The sequence below is a fragment of the Klebsiella ornithinolytica NBRC 105727 = ATCC 31898 genome, assembly GCF_001598295.1.
Lineage (GTDB): Bacteria > Pseudomonadota > Gammaproteobacteria > Enterobacterales > Enterobacteriaceae > Klebsiella > Klebsiella ornithinolytica.
On sequence record NZ_BCYR01000015.1, the window covers coordinates 81,367 to 97,826 of the forward strand.

A 16,460-nucleotide genomic window follows, 5' to 3' on the forward strand; every position below is an offset into this window, starting at 1 on the left:
GGCGCCACATTTTTATCATACCGGACAGCGTGGAAAGGGTAAAAGCAGAGGGTAATGAAGGGGAATCGTATTGCAGATTATATATGATATGTTATATCGTAACATATCATTGCAAATGTTAACTCAGGAGAGAGTGATGACCAAAAAGATTTCTGCCCTTGCGCTGGGGGTTGGCATGCTGTTAGCCAGTGCTCAGACCTTTGCTCACGGCCAGCATAGCCATGGCCCCGCGTTAACGGAGGCGGAGGTGAAGGCCAGCGAGGGTATTTTTGCCGATGCCGACGTTAAAGATCGGGCGCTGAGCGACTGGGATGGGATCTGGCAGTCGGTGAATCCGTATCTGCTGAAGGGGGATTTGGATCCGGTGCTGGAGCAAAAAGCCAAAAAAGCGGGCGGCAAGAGCGTGGCGGAATATCGGGAATATTATAAGAAAGGGTATGCCACCGATGTGGACCAGATTGGGATCGAAGATAACGTGATGGAGTTCCACGTTGGCAAAACCGTTAATGCCTGTAAATACACCTATTCCGGCTATAAGATCCTGACCTATGCTTCCGGCAAGAAAGGCGTGCGTTACCTGTTCGAATGTCAGCAGGCGGAATCAAAAGCGCCGAAATTTGTTCAGTTCAGCGATCATATTATCGCACCGCGTAAATCACAGCATTTCCATATCTTCATGGGCAATGACTCGCAGGAGGCCCTACTGAAAGAGATGGATAACTGGCCGACGTATTATCCTTATGCTCTGCATAAAGAGCAGATTGTCGACGAAATGCTGCACCATTAATAAAAATCCCCGGCCGCGTGATGCGGACCGGGGAAAGCGTAACCGGATCGGGCGCGATCCGGTTTTTTCCCGGTAAATATCGTCTTACCGGGAACGGCTGATAAATTAGCCCGTGTTGCGCATACCTGCGGCAACGCCCGCGATGGTGACCATCAGCGCTTGTTCGACGCGCGGATCCGGCTCTTTACCTTCTTCTTCCGCCAGACGCGAACGGTGCAGCAGTTCTGCCTGCAGGACGTTCAGCGGGTCGGTATAGATGTTACGCAGCTGGATAGATTCGGCGATCCACGGCAGGTCGGCCATCAGGTGGGAGTCGTTTGCAATATCGAGCACCACTTTGATCCCGTTGGACAGCAGCTCACGCAGCTCCGCGCCCAGTTTCCATAGCTCCGGTTTCACCAGACGCTGATCGTAGTATTCCGCCAGCCACAGGTCAGCCTTCGAGAACACCATTTCCAGCATGCCCAGACGGGTAGAGAAGAACGGCCAGTCGCGACACATGGTTTCCAGCTCGCTCTGCTTGCCATCTTCTACCACTTTTTGCAGCGCGGTACCTGCGCCCAGCCAGGCCGGCAACATCAGGCGGTTCTGGGTCCAGGCGAAAATCCATGGAATAGCGCGCAGGGACTCGACGCCACCGGTGGCGCGACGTTTTGCCGGACGCGAGCCGAGCGGCAGTTTGCCCAGTTCCTGCTCCGGCGTTGCGGAGCGGAAATAAGGGACAAAGTCTTTATTTTCACGCACGTAGCCACGATACATGTCACAAGAGATGTCCGACAGCTCGGCCATGATGTGACGCCATTCCGGTTTGGGTTCCGGCGGCGGCAGCAGGTTGGCCTCCAGGACTGCGCTGGTGTACAGCGACAGACTGCTGATGGTGACTTCCGGCAGACCGTATTTAAAGCGGATCATCTCGCCCTGTTCCGTCACGCGCAGGCCGCCTTTCAGGCTTCCCGGAGGCTGAGAAAGCAGCGCCGCGTGCGCCGGGGCGCCGCCGCGACCGATAGAGCCGCCGCGTCCGTGGAACAGCGTCAGTTCAATACCGGCTTTTTCGCAGGTTTTGATCAACGCATCCTGCGCCTGGTATTGCGCCCAGGACGCGGCCATCACGCCGGCATCTTTCGCCGAATCGGAGTAGCCGATCATGACCATCTGTTTGCCCTGAATAAAGCCGCGATACCAGTCGATGTTCAGCAGCTGGGTCATGACGTCATTGGCGTTGTTCAGATCGTCCAGGGTTTCAAACAGCGGTGCAACCGGCAGAGCAAAGCCGATACCGGACTCTTTCAGCAGCAGGTGAACCGCCAGCACATCGGATGGCGTCTTCGCCATGGAGATCACGTAAGCGGCGATGGATCCGTGCGGCGCTTCGGCGATCACCCGGCAGGTATCGAGCACTTCGCGGGTTTCATTGCTTGGCTCCCACTGACGTGGCAGCAGCGGGCGTTTGGAGTTCAGTTCGCGGATCAGGAAGGCCTGTTTGTCGGCTTCTGACCAGCTTTCGTAATCACCGATGCCGAGATAGCGGGTCATCTCCCCCAGCGCTTCGGTATGGCGGGTGCTTTCCTGACGAATATCGATACGCACGAGCGGTACGCCGAACGATTTCACGCGGCGCAGGGTATCGAGCAGTTCGCCGTTGGCGATAATGCCCATGCCGCAGGACTGTAGCGACTTATAGCAGGCATAAAGCGGTTCCCACAGCTGTTCGTTCTGGGTAATCAGGCCGACAGGTTTCGGCAGCTTCTGTCCTTTCAGGCGAGCTTCCAGCCAGGCCTGGGTTTCCATCAGCTGGGTACGCAGTTTTTTCATCAGATAACGATACGGTTCCTGCGCGCCTTCCGCACCGGCCAGCTCCCGCAGTTCGTCGGTACATTCGACCATCGACAGTTCGGAAATCAGCAGCTGAATATCTTTCAGGAACAGGTCGGTGGCTTTCCAGCGGCTCAGCAGCAGCACCTGACGGGTGATATCGGCGGTCACATTAGGGTTACCGTCGCGGTCACCACCCATCCAGGAGGTGAAGCGCACCGGTACAAAGTCAACCGGCAGCTGATAGTTGAGGTTCTCTTCCAGCTGTTCATTCAGCTCGCGCAGGTAGTTTGGTACCCCTTCCCACAGGCTGTTTTCAACAACGGCAAAACCCCATTTCGCTTCATCAACCGGGGTCGGGCGGTACTTACGGATTTCATCCGTATGCCATGACTGGGCGATCAGCTGGCGCAGACGGCGCATCAGCTGATGGTGTTCGTAATCCGCGATATCTTTATTATCAAGCTGCTTCAGGCAGTTGTTCACTTCCACCATTTTGTGGATCAGCGTACGGCGGGTGATCTCGGTGGGGTGAGCGGTTAACACCAGCTCCAGAGACAGGGACTCCACCGCTTTTTTAATGGTGTCTTCGTTGAGATGAGGTTGGTCTTTGAGTTTTCTCAGGGTGCGGGCAATCACTTCCGGATTGCTGGCCGCTTCGCCGTTTGGCGAAATACTGTGGTACTGCTCCGCCGTATTCGCCAGGTTCAGGAACTGGCTGAAGGCGCGAGCGACCGGCAGCAGCTCGTCGTTGGACAAGTTTTGCAGCGTGGTGAGCAATTCCTGGCGATTGGCTTCATTGCCGGCGCGAGAAGACTTGGACAATTTACGGATAGTTTCGACACGATCAAGAATGTTCTCTCCCAGTGCATCCTTGATGGTATCGCCTAGCACCTTACCGAGCATACTGACATTACTACGCAAAGCGGAATATTGTTCGTTCATGTTACCCCAGACACCCCATCTCATTTTATTTTGTTATACCCGGCACTCTGCAACGTTGAGCGGCGGATAAGCAGCCGTCTTTTATAAAGCCACGTAAAAACCCCCACGTCAATTGTTGCGAAATCGCTTCAGCAAACGAATAAATGGCGGCAATTTGCGAAATTTAACTCAGACGTCGCTTGATAAGCGTTGCTTATGGAAATGTGACCAGAATCACCGTCCCGCCCCAGGAAAAGGGGCGGGATCCGCTGGCTTTTAGTGCCAGCAGAAATGGTGGACAACCTGCGTAATCAGCTCACGGGTCGGCTTGATAAAGCGGGTTTCCAGATATTCATCCGGCTGGTGGGCCTGATTAATAGAGCCTGGACCTAAAACCAGCGTCGGGCAGAGCGTCTGAATAAACGGCGCTTCGGTGCAGTAGTTCACGACTTCAGTTTGTGCGCCGAGTAGCTTTTCAACGACCTGGACCAGCCGGTGGTCCGGCGGGCATTCGTAACCCGGAATCGGCGGATGCAGCTCGGAGACGGTCAGGCGACCCGGCCAGCGTTCGCTAACCGGTGCCAGCGCTTCATCCAGCAGTCCGTTGAGATCGTTGAGCGTCATGCCCGGAAGCGGGCGAATATCCATATGCAGCTCGCAGCAGGCGCAGATTCGGTTTGACGCGTCGCCGCCATGGATAGCCCCGAGGTTGAGCGTCGGATAGGGTACGGTGAAGGCATCGTAGTGATAGCGCTCTTTCAGCGAGTCGCGCAGCTGCATGATGCGACCAATGGCATCGTGCATCAGCTCAATGGCGTTGACGCCGCGCGCCGGATCGCTGGAGTGGCCGGACTGCCCCTGGATACGGATGGCGTTGGACATATGGCCTTTGTGCGCGCGTACCGGCTGCAGAGAGGTTGGTTCGCCGATGATGGCGCAATCCGGGCGTAGCAGGGTCGTTTCGGCAAAGTAACGGGCGCCGGCCATGCTGGTCTCTTCATCGGCGGTAGCCAGGATGTAGAGCGGTTTTTTCAGCTTACTGACATCGACATCGCGCAGGGCATCAAGAATAAAGGCGAAAAAGCCTTTCATGTCGGCGGTGCCGAGGCCGTACAGCTTGTTTTCGTGCTCGGTGAGGGTGAAAGGATCGCGGGTCCAGCGGCCGTCATCAAAGGGAACGGTATCCGTATGGCCGGCGAGAAGCAGGCCGCCAGCGCCGTGGCCGGTACTGGCCAGCATATTGAATTTGTTGCGCGTATCTGGCACCGGCTGCACTTCGACATTGAAGCCGATTTCGCGGAACCAGCCGGCGAGTAAATTGATTAAAGTCTCATTACTTTGATCCAGCGCCTCTTCGGTTGCGCTGATGGAAGGTGTGGCGATCAATGCGCGGTAAATCTCGATAAAGGGTGGTAAATTGTTTTTCATTGTTGACACACCTCGGGTCATGATAGTATCAATATTCATGCAGTATTAGTGAATAAAAATACATTATCGTTGAGCGTAAGAAAACCCATAAAATGTAGGGAAAGTGCTTACGGCTTAACAGGGTGAGGAAGAGAAATGCTTCCTGGACAAATATGACGTAAGAAGGTGAAGAGCCCCGATGTTGAAGACGCTGATTGTGGGTGCCAGCGGTTATGCCGGCGCAGAGCTAGTGACCTATGTAAATCGCCATCCTCATATGACCATAACCGCTTTGACGGTCTCCGCGCAAAGCAATGATGCAGGGAAATCAATTTCCGATTTGCATCCGCAGCTGAAAGGCATTGTGGATTTACCGCTGCAGCCGATGTCAGATATCAGCGAATTTAGCGCCGGGGTGGATGTCGTCTTCCTCGCTACCGCCCATGAAGTGAGCCACGACCTGGCGCCGCAGTTCCTTGCCGCAGGCTGCGTGGTGTTCGACTTATCCGGCGCCTTCCGCGTAAATGACGGTGCGTTCTACGAAAAATATTACGGCTTTACTCATCAGCATCCGGCCCTGCTTGAGCAGGCGGTATATGGCCTGGCAGAGTGGAGCGTCGACAAACTGAAAGAGGCGAATCTGGTCGCCGTACCGGGCTGCTATCCAACGGCGGCTCAGCTGTCGCTGAAGCCGTTGATCGATGCGGACCTGCTGGATCTTACCCAGTGGCCGGTGATCAACGCCACCAGCGGCGTCAGCGGTGCGGGACGTAAAGCGGCCATCGGCAATAGCTTCTGTGAAGTCAGTCTGCAGCCGTATGGCGTGTTCAACCATCGTCACCACCCGGAAATCTCGACCCATCTTGGCGCAGAGGTGATTTTTACGCCTCATCTCGGCAACTTTAAACGTGGGATTCTGGAAACCATTACCTGCCGCCTGAAGCCGGGCGTCAGCAAAGAGCAGGTTGCCGGTGTGTTCCAGCAGGCGTATGCCGATAAGCCATTGGTACGTTTATACGATAAAGGCGTGCCCGCATTGAAAAACGTCGTAGGTCTGCCATTCTGTGATATCGGTTTTGCGGTTCAGGACCAGCATATCATCGTGGTGGCGGCGGAAGATAACCTGCTGAAAGGCGCGGCAGCACAGGCAGTACAGTGCGCGAATATTCGTTTCGGCTTCGCTGAAACGCAGTCTCTTATTTAAGGTGTGATGATGAACCCATTAATTATCAAACTCGGCGGCGTTTTACTCGACAGCGAAGAAGCGCTGGAGCGTCTGTTTACCGCACTGGTCAATTATCGTGAAACGCATCATCGCCCGCTGGTTATTGTTCACGGCGGCGGCTGTGTGGTGGATGAGCTGATGAAGCAGCTCAACCTGCCGGTGAACAAGAAAAACGGTCTGCGGGTGACGCCTGCGGATCAGATCGACATTATTACCGGTGCGCTGGCGGGAACCGCGAATAAGACGCTGCTGGCATGGGCGAAGAAACACCATATTATGTCCGTTGGCCTGTTCCTTGGCGATGGTGACAGCGTGAAGGTCACTCAGCTTGATGAAGATCTGGGCCACGTTGGCCTGGCGCAGCCGGGATCGCCGGCGCTGATTAACACCCTGTTGGCCGGCGGCTACCTGCCGGTAGTCAGTTCGATCGGCGTGACCGATGAAGGAGAGCTGATGAACGTGAATGCTGACCAGGCGGCCACTGCGCTGGCGGCGACCCTCGGCGCGGATCTGATTCTGCTTTCCGATGTCAGCGGTATTCTCGATGGTAAAGGCCAGCGCATCGCGGAGATGACCGCGGCGAAGGCGGAGCAGCTGATCGAACAAGGCATTATCACTGACGGCATGATCGTCAAGGTGAATGCCGCGCTGGATGCGGCGCGCGCGCTGGGACGCCCGGTGGATATCGCCTCCTGGCGTCACGCGGAACAGCTGCCGGCATTATTTAATGGCACGCCTATCGGCACGCGTATTCTGGCTTAATATTTCATGCCCGGCGGCGTATTGCTGGCCGGGCCTACAAGACTGTAGGTCGGGTTAGCGAAGCGTCACCCGGCAGAACTAAACGAATTTAAGGAAAATGGTTATGGCACTTTGGGGCGGGCGTTTTACTCAGGCAGCAGATCAGCGGTTCAAGCAGTTCAACGACTCTTTGCGCTTCGACTATCGCCTGGCGGAGCAGGATATCGTTGGCTCTGTTGCCTGGTCTAAAGCGCTGGTGACGGTGGGCGTTCTGAGTGCCGCTGAGCAGCAGCAGCTGGAAGAGGCGCTCAGCGTGCTGCTGGAAGAGGTGCGGGCGAATCCGCAGCAAATTCTTGCAAGCGATGCGGAAGATATCCACAGCTGGGTGGAAGGTAAACTGATCGACAAAGTGGGCCAGCTGGGTAAAAAATTGCATACCGGGCGGAGCCGTAACGATCAGGTCGCAACCGACCTGAAGCTGTGGTGTAAAGATACCGTTGCGGAGCTACTCTCTGCGAACCGCCAGCTGCAAAGCGCGCTGGTGGATACGGCGCAGAACAACCAGGATGCCGTTATGCCGGGTTATACCCACCTGCAGCGTGCGCAGCCGGTGACGTTCGCCCACTGGTGCCTGGCCTACGTTGAGATGCTGGCGCGGGATGAAAGCCGCCTGCAGGATACCCTTAAGCGTCTGGACGTCAGCCCTCTGGGCTGCGGTGCGCTGGCGGGTACCGCCTATGATATCGATCGCGAGCAGCTGGCTGACTGGCTGGGTTTTGCTTCGGCGACCCGCAATAGCCTGGACAGCGTTTCTGACCGTGACCACGTACTGGAGCTGCTCTCCGATGCGTCGATTGGCATGGTTCACCTGTCACGTTTCGCCGAAGATCTGATTTTCTTTAATACGGGCGAAGCCGGTTTTATTGAATTATCCGATCGCGTTACCTCCGGTTCCTCGCTGATGCCACAGAAAAAGAATCCGGATGCGCTCGAACTTATCCGCGGAAAATGTGGCCGTGTTCAGGGTGCCCTGACCGGAATGATGATGACTCTGAAAGGTCTGCCGCTGGCCTACAATAAAGATATGCAGGAAGACAAAGAAGGGCTGTTCGACGCGCTCGATACCTGGCTTGACTGCCTGCATATGGCGACGCTGGTGCTGGATGGTATTCAGGTCAAGCGTCCGCGTTGTGAAGAGGCGGCGCAGCAGGGCTACGCAAATGCGACCGAACTGGCGGATTATCTGGTTGCAAAAGGCGTACCGTTCCGTGAAGCGCACCATATTGTCGGGGAAGCGGTTGTTGAAGCGATCGCCCAGGGCAAACCGCTGGAAGATCTGGCGCTGGCCGACCTGCAGAAGTTTAGCAGCGTGATTGCCGACGATGTCTATCCGATTCTGTCGCTGCAGTCTTGTCTGGATAAGCGCTCGGCAAAAGGCGGCGTCTCGCCGAAGCAGGTTGCCCAGGCGATTGCTGACGCGAAACAGCGTCTGGTGTAAATCCTCGCCGCTCCTGAATGATTCTAGTGGGATGAGTGAGAAAAGAGGCTCGGGCTATGTCCGGGCTTTTTTATGCAAAAAAAAGCGGACACAAGGTCCGCAAAAGTTCACGTTGGCTTTAGTTATCTGGTCAGGGAATATGCTGAGGCAATGTCGTGATTTTCTGACTTTTGCCTCGTTTCTGGGTTTATTATTGAACAGAAAACTTGATAGGGATAATCGTTCGTTGCTATGCTATCTATCGCCATGAACTATCATGGCGACGGAGGATGAATAATGAATATTCGCGATCTTGAATACCTGGTTGCGCTAGCCGAGCACCGCCACTTCCGGCGCGCGGCGGACTCCTGCCACGTCAGCCAACCCACGCTTAGCGGACAAATTCGCAAGCTGGAGGATGAACTTGGGGTCATGTTGCTGGAGCGCACCAGCCGTAAGGTTCTGTTTACCCAGGCCGGACTGTTGCTGGTGGATCAGGCGCGTACCGTGTTACGCGAAGTCAAAGTGCTCAAGGAAATGGCAAGTCAACAGGGTGAAACCATGTCCGGGCCGCTGCATATTGGCCTGATTCCGACCATTGGCCCTTACCTGTTGCCACAAATCATACCGATGCTGCACCAGACGTTTCCCAAGCTGGAAATGTACCTGCATGAAGCCCAAACGCATCAGCTGCTGGCCCAGCTGGACAGCGGCAAGCTGGACTGCGCGATCCTCGCGCTGGTGAAAGAGAGCGAGGCCTTTATCGAGGTGCCGCTGTTTGACGAGCCGATGATGCTGGCAATCTACGAAGATCACCCGTGGGCAAATCGCGATCGCGTGCCGATGTCCGATTTGGCCGGGGAGAAGCTGCTGATGCTGGAAGATGGCCACTGCCTGCGCGATCAGGCGATGGGATTCTGTTTTGAGGCCGGTGCGGATGAAGATACGCATTTCCGCGCGACCAGTCTCGAAACGCTGCGTAACATGGTGGCCGCAGGCAGCGGGATCACGCTGCTGCCGGCGTTAGCGGTGCCGCAGGAGAGAAAACGCGATGGCGTGGTCTATATTCCGTGCATTAAGCCGGAACCGAGACGAACGATCGGGTTGGTTTACCGCCCCGGTTCCCCGCTGCGCAGCCGCTACGAACATCTGGCGGAGGCCATCCGCAGCACCATGGATGGCCATTTCGACAAAGCGTTAAAACAGGCGGTTTAAGCCGTTTAGCGCGGCAACCCGATAGGCTTCCGCCATGGTCGGGTAGTTAAAGGTGGTGTTGACGAAGTACTCAATGGTGTTGCCACCACCTTTTTGCTCCATAATCGCCTGGCCGATATGAATAATCTCGGCCGCGCGCTCGCCAAAGCAATGAATCCCAAGGATCTCTTTCGTTTCCCGATGGAACAGGATCTTCAGCGTGCCCACGCTCATGCCGACGATTTGCGCCCGTGCCAGATGTTTAAACTGCGCGCGGCCCACTTCGTACGGTACCTTCATGGCGGTCAGCTGCTGCTCGGTTTTACCGACGGAGCTGATTTCCGGGATGGTATAGATACCGGTGGGGATATCCTCGATCAGATGGGCAGAAGCCTCACCTTTAATCAGCGCCTGCGCGGCGATGCGACCCTGATCGTAAGCGGCTGATGCCAGACTTGGATAACCGATGACGTCGCCTACGGCATAGATATGCGGCAGCGCGGTCTGATACATGCTGTTGACCTTGAGCTGACCGCGGCTATCGGTTTTCAGACCAATATTTTCCAGTGCCAGGGAATCGGTGTTACCGGTACGCCCGTTGGCGTACAGCAGGCAATCTGCTTTTAGTTTTTTACCCGATTTCAAATGCATGATCACGCCGTCATCAACGCCTTCAATCTTCTCGTACTCTTCGTTGTGGCGAATAACCACACCGCTGTTCCAGAAGTGGTAGGAGAGGGAGTCGGACATCTCCTGATCGAGGAATGCCAGCAGACGATCGCGGGTATTTATCAGGTCCACTTTGACTTCCATACCGCGGAAAATGGACGCATACTCACAGCCAATCACCCCGGCACCATAGATAATGACGTGGCGGGGCTCGTGCTGCAGGCTGAGAATAGAATCGCTGTCATAAAGGCGCGGGTGGGAAAAGTCGACATCAGCCGGATGATACGGACGGGAGCCGCAGGCGATGACGAATTTCTCCGCGGTGATCGTTTCGACGGTGCCGTCGTGACATTCCAGGGCGAGCGTGTGTTCATCAACAAAGTGCGCGTTGCCCTGCAATATTTCGCAGTGGTTGCGCTCATAGAAACCCTGACGCATATGGGTCTGCTGGTTAATGACGCTGTCGGCATGGTTAAGAATGTCGGCGAAGGAAGAACGAAGAAGACGGGAATGGTCGCTGTAGAGAGGGTTTTGGTTAAACTCGATAATACGACTGACGGCATGGCGGAGGGCTTTCGACGGGATGGTACCCCAGTGGGTACAGCCGCCGCCGACGTTATGATAGCGCTCAATAACGGCGACGCGCGCTCCCTGTTTAACCAGTCCCATCGCAGCACCTTCACCGCCAGGGCCGGAACCAATCACTATTGCATCATAATCCCAAGAGTGTGACATGGCATTACTCACCTGTTTTATACATAAAATAAACACGATGATAACATTCGCCGGGCTTTAACCCAATTATCGTTGTGCTTTTTTGCGGCATAAAAGCAGATTCGGCTCGTAAACAATCATTCACAAACCTGGCTAAACCGATTAGTTTTAATCTCTGGTATAGTGCCAACAGGTCTATTGGAAGGATTCAGACATCGTGATGGGCGTAAGAGCGCTACAAAAAGAGAAAACCCGACGTTCGCTGGTCGAGGCCGCATTCAGCCAGCTGAGCGCTGAGCGGAGTTTCGCCAGCTTGAGTTTGCGCGAAGTTGCGCGCGAGGCGGGGATTGCACCAACGTCCTTTTATCGCCATTTTCGCGATGTTGACGAACTCGGTCTGACGATGGTCGACGAGAGCGGGCTCATGCTACGTCAGCTGATGCGTCAGGCGCGGCAGCGTATCGCCAAAGGCGGCAGCGTGATTCGCACCTCTGTCTCCACATTCATGGAATTTATAGGTAATAACCCAAACGCTTTCCGTCTGTTGTTGCGGGAACGTTCTGGCACATCCGCGGCGTTTCGTGCCGCCGTGGCGCGTGAAATTCAACATTTCATCGCGGAACTTGCCGATTATTTAGAAATCGAAAACCATATGCCGCGCGCCTTTACCGAAGCGCAGGCTGAAGCTATGGTCACTATCGTTTTCAGCGCGGGCGCTGAGGCGCTGGACGTCAGTCCTGAACAGCGTCGGCAGCTGGAAGAGCGACTGGTACTGCAGCTCAGAATGATCTCGAAAGGCGCGTATTACTGGTATCGCCGCGAACAAGAAAAAATGTCAAATCATTCCGAATAACGTGAAGGACGAGCAATGAAACACTCAGTTCAAGATAAAGGTACGCTGTTGCTGGCGCTGATCGCTGGTTTATCCATTAATGGAACCTTCGCCGCGCTGTTCAGCTCGATTGTTCCCTTTTCCATCTTCCCGGTTCTGTCTTTGCTGCTGACAGTTTACTGTCTGCATCAGCGCTACCAGAACCGCAGTATGCCCGTGGGGCTGCCTGGCCTGGCGGCGGCCTGCTTTATTCTCGGCGTTCTGCTGTATAGCACCGTGGTACGCGCGGAATATCCGGACATCGGCTCCAATTTCTTCCCGGCCGTACTGTCGGTGATTACCGTGTTCTGGATCGGCTACCGGATTCGTAACCGGAAGGATGCGGCGGCAGAGTAACCGCTTAACGCCAGAACCCGGCAAGTATCGTGGTGCCGGGTTCTGTAAAAATCGCCTACTTGCGGGTTAATAAGACGCCGCACTCCATATGATGGGTGTACGGGAACTGATCGAACAGCGCCAGACGCGTGACGTCATGGGTCTGGCTTAAGGTTTCCAGATTCTGGCACAGGGTCTCCGGATTACAGGAGATGTACAGAATACGCGGGTACGCCTGCACCATCTTCTCGGTTTCACTATCCAGCCCGCTGCGCGGCGGATCGACAAAAATCGTCTCACACTGATAGCTTTTCAGGTCAATACCCTGCAGACGATTAAACTCCCGGACACCGTTCATGGCCTGCGTAAACTCTTCCGCCGACATACGGATAATCTGCACGTTATCAATATGGTTAGCCGCAATGTTGTACTGCGCTGCCGCGACCGACGGTTTGGCGATTTCCGTTGCCAGTACGCGATCGAAGTTGCGCGCCAGGGCCAGCGAGAAGTTACCATTGCCGCAGTACAGTTCCAGTAAATCTCCCGTCGCCTCTTTGGTGGCGTCCAGCGCCCACTCCAGCATCTGGATATTCATGGCGGCATTCGGCTGAGTGAAGCTGTTTTCTACCTGGCGGTAGATCATTTCGCGACCGGCAACCGGCAGACGCTCATCGATGTAATCTTGATCGAGCTCGATTTTGGTTTTGGTGGCCCGGCCAATCAGATGCACGTTGAGGTTTTTCGCGCGCAGCGCATCGCGCAGGATCTCGGCCTGCTGGCGCCACTCATCGTCGAGTTTTTTGTGGTACAGCAGCGATACCACGGCCTGGTTGCTCAGGGTCGTCAGATAATCGACCTGGAACAGTTTATGGCGCAGAACCGGGTTATCGCGCACGCCGTCAAGAATCTCGACCATCAGTTGATTGATGAGCTCACTTGCCGCCGGGAAGCTATCGACGCGAATCCGGGATTTCGTCTGCTGATCGAACATGATGTGGTACAGGTCGTCACCGTCATGCCACAGGCGGAATTCAGCACGCATACGATAATGACTTACCGGCGAACGAAACACCTCCGGAACCGGCGCGGCAAAAGGCACCATCATTTTTTGCAGACGGACGACTTTTTCTGCCAGCTGCGCTTCATATTGTTCGGTCGGAAGGTGTTCTGGGGTCATGATGCATCCTGAATAAAATAAGTACGCGGGGATTGTAGGGAAAGCGTAGGGGATGTCCAGCCCGGAGAAGGGATCAAATATAATTATAGAAGTCTGGACATCTATATGTTTCTAATTATAGCATTGTGTAACCGGTCCTGTGAGTTAAAAGGGAACCCAGTGCAAATCTGGGGCTGACGCGCAGCGGTAAGGAAGGTGGGATGAACGCATTATGCAGACACTGCCGATGTCAGGTGGGAAGTCCTCATCCATAACACGCCCCAAGCCCGAAGACCTGCCGGAATACGTCGCATTTGGTTTCTATCATCGCGTGCTACTGATGAAACCAGCGGCATCCTTTATATGTTACGGATGCTTTTACAATGATTAAAAAAGCTTCGCTGATGACGGCTCTCTCCGTCACGGCATTTTCCGGCTGGGCGCAAGACAGCAATTCAGATACGTTAGTGGTGACAGCAAATCGTTTTCAACAGCCGGTCAACACGGTTCTTGCACCGACCGACGTAGTTACCCGGGAAGATATCGATCGCTGGCAGGCGAAGGATTTGAATGACGTTATGCGTCGACTGCCTGGGGTGGATATTGCCCAGAATGGGGGGATGGGACAGAGTTCTTCTTTATTTGTCCGCGGGACCGAGGCCAAACAGGTTCTGGTGCTGATCGATGGCGTTCCCATGCCGCGCCCCGGTATTACAAACAACCCTGACCTCAATCAAATACCGCTTTCTCTGGTACAACGCGTGGAATACATCCGCGGCCCGCGTTCGGCTATTTATGGTTCCGGCGCGATGGGTGGCGTAATTAACGTCATCACCCATTCTGATAAAGAAGAATCTAAGGTCACCGCAGGCGTCGGTTCTGAAGGCTATCAGCAATACGACGGCACGCTTCGCCATCGTTTCGGTGATACGGTGGCGACGGTCGCCGGTTCCTATGAGGGCAACAAGGGCTTTAACGTTCAGCCTGACTCGAGCTGGTCTCACGATCAGGATCGCGATGGTTTCCGCAGCAAAGCGTTCTGGGGCGGTCTTGAACATAAATTTAACGATAATCTGAATGGCTTCTTCCGCGGGCGTAGCTATACCAATAATAGCGATTACGATCTGGGGAGCCCGCCATACAGCCCTGCCTACAGTGCAGATGAAGAGCAGCTCTATAACCAGAGCTGGGACGCGGGCCTGGCATTCAGCTCCGGGATCTACTCTTCACAACTGATTGCCAGCTACCAGAAGGTCAAAGACTACAACTACAGCAGCATATACGGCCGGTACAATGATGGTACGACGCTCGATCGGATGACTCAGCGTAACCTGCAGTGGGGCAATAACGTTATTGTTGGCCACGGTTCGGTGAGCGCCGGCGTCGACTGGCAACAGCAGCGGCTGACCTCGTCGGATACGGTCATATCGGATACCTACAAGCGTGATAACACCGGCCTGTATCTGACCGGTCAGCAGCAGTTTGGCGATGTGACGCTTGAAGCGTCCGGTCGCGAAGACCATGACGAGCAGTTTGGCTGGCACGGGACCTGGCAGACCACCGCCGGTTGGGAGTTTGTGGAAAACTATCGCGTGACCCTCGGCTATGGTACCGGCTTCCTCGCGCCTTCACTGGGACAGCAGTTTGGTTCGACCCGTTTTGGTATCAGTTCAAATCCGAACCTGAAACCTGAAGAGTCCCAACAATGGGAAGCCGGACTTGACGGTCTCACCGGCCCGCTGGACTGGCGCCTGTCTGCGTATCACTACAAGATCACCAATCTGATTACCTATTACTCGGATCCTGTCACCTATGAAGGCGAGTATGACAATATCAATGCCGCAACCATTAAAGGTGTTGAGTGGACCGGTAATATCGACACCGGCATTTTCAGCCACCGCGTCACGTTGCAGTACGTCGACCCGCGTAATGATGACAATGGTGAAGTCCTGGCCAGACGCTCTAAGCGACAGGCGAAGTACCAGGTGGACTGGACGATGTTCAACGTCGATATGGATGTATCGTGGCAGTATTACGGTAAACGCTACGATAACAACACGTCTCAGTACAATAATACGCAGCGCATTTTGCCAAGCTACAGCACGCTTGATGTATCTGCCGCGTATCCGATCACCGATCGCCTGACAGTTCGTGGTAAAATAGCTAACCTGTTCGATAAAGATTACGAGACAGCTTATGGCTACCAAACTGCAGGACGAGAATACTACTTGTCTGGCAGCTACACCTTCTGATCCACGTCCCACCGTGCTGGTGTTTGACTCCGGCGTCGGTGGGTTGTCGGTTTATCATGAGATTCGGCAACTGCTGCCGAATCTGCATTACATCTACGCTTTCGATAACGTGGCTTTTCCTTACGGGGAGAAGAGTGAAGAATTCATCGTTGAACGCGTGCTCGAAATCGTCACTGCCGTTCAACAACGTTATCCGCTGGCGCTGGCCGTCATTGCCTGTAACACCGCCAGCACGGTCTCTCTTCCCGCCCTTCGTGAAAAATTCGCCTTTCCTGTTGTGGGCGTCGTCCCGGCGATTAAGCCTGCGGCCCGCTTGACGGCGAACGGCGTCGTCGGCCTGCTGGCGACGCGCGGTACGGTCAAACGCCCCTATACGCGTGAGCTGATCAGCCGCTTTGCGAATGAATGCAAAATAGAGATGCTGGGCTCCGCGGAGCTGGTCGAGCTGGCGGAAGCGAAGCTGCACGGCGAACCGGTCCCGCTGGAGGAGTTGCGGCGTATTCTGCGCCCGTGGCTGCGAATGGCGGAGCCGCCTGATACGGTGGTGCTGGGCTGCACGCATTTTCCTCTTTTACAGGAAGAGCTGCAGCAGGTGCTGCCGGAAGGTACCCGGATGATTGATTCCGGTGCTGCGATTGCTCGTCGTACCGTCTGGCTGCTGGAACATGAGGCGCCAGATGCGAAATCCAGTGACCCGAATATGGCTTATTGCATGGCGCTGACGGCAGAAACTGAACAACTTTTACCCGTTTTACAGCGTTACGGCTTTGAGAAGCTCGAAAAACTGCCACTTTAATGGCGTTTTGCACAAAAAAGAGACGGTTGAAAAGTTTTTTTAAAACAGGGCTTGTCAACGTCTCAGAACTCCCTATAATGCGCCTCCACTGACACGGAA

The 16,460-nt window shown here is 54.9% G+C and carries 13 protein-coding genes and 1 riboswitch; of the genes, 9 read left to right on the forward strand and 4 right to left on the reverse strand.

Annotated features, from left to right (window positions below; translation table 11 throughout):
- Positions 1–136: 136 nt before the first annotated feature.
- The gene (gene zinT, locus ROR01S_RS22430; RefSeq protein ID WP_064359892.1) at positions 137–787 is read left to right on the forward strand and encodes a metal-binding protein ZinT; all 651 of its coding nucleotides are present in this window, start codon (positions 137–139) and stop codon (positions 785–787) included.
- Positions 788–892: 105 nt separating this feature from the next.
- Here zinT and ppc read toward each other — a convergent pair whose 3' ends face one another.
- Both ppc and argE read right to left on the reverse strand, forming a co-directional pair.
- The gene (ppc, locus tag ROR01S_RS22435) at positions 893–3,544 is read right to left on the reverse strand and encodes a phosphoenolpyruvate carboxylase (RefSeq protein WP_004869440.1); all 2,652 of its coding nucleotides are present in this window, start codon (positions 3,542–3,544) and stop codon (positions 893–895) included.
- Between the two features lie 255 nt (positions 3,545–3,799).
- A complete protein-coding gene (gene argE, locus ROR01S_RS22440) occupies positions 3,800–4,951 on the reverse strand; it encodes an acetylornithine deacetylase (protein WP_004869442.1) in 1,152 nt (383 codons plus the stop codon).
- 178 nt (positions 4,952–5,129) lie between these two features.
- Here argE and argC point away from each other — a divergent pair, with 178 nt between their 5' ends.
- The 4 genes from argC (at position 5,130) to oxyR (ending at position 9,588) form a co-directional block, all read left to right on the forward strand.
- Positions 5,130–6,134, forward strand: coding sequence for an N-acetyl-gamma-glutamyl-phosphate reductase (argC, locus tag ROR01S_RS22445; RefSeq protein WP_004869444.1), 1,005 nt, complete (start codon positions 5,130–5,132; stop codon positions 6,132–6,134).
- Positions 6,135–6,140: 6 nt separating this feature from the next.
- A complete protein-coding gene (argB, locus tag ROR01S_RS22450) occupies positions 6,141–6,917 on the forward strand; it encodes an acetylglutamate kinase (RefSeq protein ID WP_088402725.1) in 777 nt (258 codons plus the stop codon).
- Positions 6,918–7,020: 103 nt separating this feature from the next.
- On the forward strand, positions 7,021–8,394 hold the full coding sequence (argH, locus tag ROR01S_RS22455) for an argininosuccinate lyase (protein WP_015585423.1): 1,374 nt from the start codon (positions 7,021–7,023) through the stop codon (positions 8,392–8,394).
- A gap of 276 nt (positions 8,395–8,670) precedes the next feature.
- Positions 8,671–9,588 carry a DNA-binding transcriptional regulator OxyR gene (gene oxyR, locus ROR01S_RS22460; RefSeq protein WP_004869452.1) on the forward strand — a complete coding sequence of 306 codons (918 nt, stop codon included), beginning with the start codon at positions 8,671–8,673 and terminating at the stop codon, positions 9,586–9,588.
- Here oxyR and sthA read toward each other — a convergent pair.
- Positions 9,571–10,971: a Si-specific NAD(P)(+) transhydrogenase gene (sthA, locus tag ROR01S_RS22465; protein WP_004869456.1), complete on the reverse strand. Its 1,401-nt coding sequence runs from the start codon at positions 10,969–10,971 to the stop codon at positions 9,571–9,573. The two genes, oxyR and sthA, sit on opposite strands and share 18 nt — an antisense overlap.
- A 196-nt stretch (positions 10,972–11,167) precedes the next feature.
- Between sthA and fabR the strand changes: the two genes are divergently transcribed.
- Both fabR and ROR01S_RS22475 read left to right on the forward strand, forming a co-directional pair.
- Entirely contained in the window at positions 11,168–11,803 is a 636-nt protein-coding gene (fabR, locus tag ROR01S_RS22470; RefSeq protein WP_004869459.1) for an HTH-type transcriptional repressor FabR, read from the forward strand.
- 15 nt (positions 11,804–11,818) lie between these two features.
- A complete protein-coding gene (locus tag ROR01S_RS22475) occupies positions 11,819–12,178 on the forward strand; it encodes a YijD family membrane protein (protein WP_004869462.1) in 360 nt (119 codons plus the stop codon).
- Between the two features lie 55 nt (positions 12,179–12,233).
- Here the strand turns inward: ROR01S_RS22475 and trmA are convergent, their stop codons facing one another.
- On the reverse strand, positions 12,234–13,334 hold the full coding sequence (gene trmA, locus ROR01S_RS22480; RefSeq protein WP_015585422.1) for a tRNA (uridine(54)-C5)-methyltransferase TrmA: 1,101 nt from the start codon (positions 13,332–13,334) through the stop codon (positions 12,234–12,236).
- Between the two features lie 115 nt (positions 13,335–13,449).
- Positions 13,450–13,629: riboswitch (cobalamin riboswitch) on the forward strand.
- A 67-nt stretch (positions 13,630–13,696) separates the two neighbouring features.
- Between trmA and btuB the strand changes: the two genes are divergently transcribed.
- Together btuB and murI are read left to right on the forward strand one after the other, a co-directional pair.
- Positions 13,697–15,565 carry a TonB-dependent vitamin B12 receptor BtuB gene (btuB, locus tag ROR01S_RS22485; RefSeq protein ID WP_004869468.1) on the forward strand — a complete coding sequence of 623 codons (1,869 nt, stop codon included), beginning with the start codon at positions 13,697–13,699 and terminating at the stop codon, positions 15,563–15,565.
- Positions 15,510–16,361, forward strand: a complete 852-nt coding sequence (murI, locus tag ROR01S_RS22490) for a glutamate racemase (RefSeq protein ID WP_004869471.1) — start codon at positions 15,510–15,512, stop codon at positions 16,359–16,361. Before btuB ends, murI begins: the two co-directional genes overlap by 56 nt.
- Positions 16,362–16,460 lie beyond the last annotated feature (99 nt).

Excerpts from the sequence above, each read along its gene's own strand:
- zinT (WP_064359892.1), top strand. The coding sequence starts at position 137 with ATGACCAAAAAGATTTCTGCCCTTGCGCTGGGGGTTGGCATGCTGTTA.
- ppc (WP_004869440.1), bottom strand. The coding sequence starts at position 3,544 with ATGAACGAACAATATTCCGCTTTGCGTAGTAATGTCAGTATGCTCGGT.
- argE (WP_004869442.1), bottom strand. The coding sequence starts at position 4,951 with ATGAAAAACAATTTACCACCCTTTATCGAGATTTACCGCGCATTGATC.
- argC (WP_004869444.1), top strand. The coding sequence starts at position 5,130 with ATGTTGAAGACGCTGATTGTGGGTGCCAGCGGTTATGCCGGCGCAGAG.
- argB (WP_088402725.1), top strand. The coding sequence starts at position 6,141 with ATGATGAACCCATTAATTATCAAACTCGGCGGCGTTTTACTCGACAGC.
- argH (WP_015585423.1), top strand. The coding sequence starts at position 7,021 with ATGGCACTTTGGGGCGGGCGTTTTACTCAGGCAGCAGATCAGCGGTTC.
- oxyR (WP_004869452.1), top strand. The coding sequence starts at position 8,671 with ATGAATATTCGCGATCTTGAATACCTGGTTGCGCTAGCCGAGCACCGC.
- sthA (WP_004869456.1), bottom strand. The coding sequence starts at position 10,971 with ATGTCACACTCTTGGGATTATGATGCAATAGTGATTGGTTCCGGCCCT.
- ROR01S_RS22475 (WP_004869462.1), top strand. The coding sequence starts at position 11,819 with ATGAAACACTCAGTTCAAGATAAAGGTACGCTGTTGCTGGCGCTGATC.
- trmA (WP_015585422.1), bottom strand. The coding sequence starts at position 13,334 with ATGACCCCAGAACACCTTCCGACCGAACAATATGAAGCGCAGCTGGCA.
- btuB (WP_004869468.1), top strand. The coding sequence starts at position 13,697 with ATGATTAAAAAAGCTTCGCTGATGACGGCTCTCTCCGTCACGGCATTT.
- murI (WP_004869471.1), top strand. The coding sequence starts at position 15,510 with ATGGCTACCAAACTGCAGGACGAGAATACTACTTGTCTGGCAGCTACA.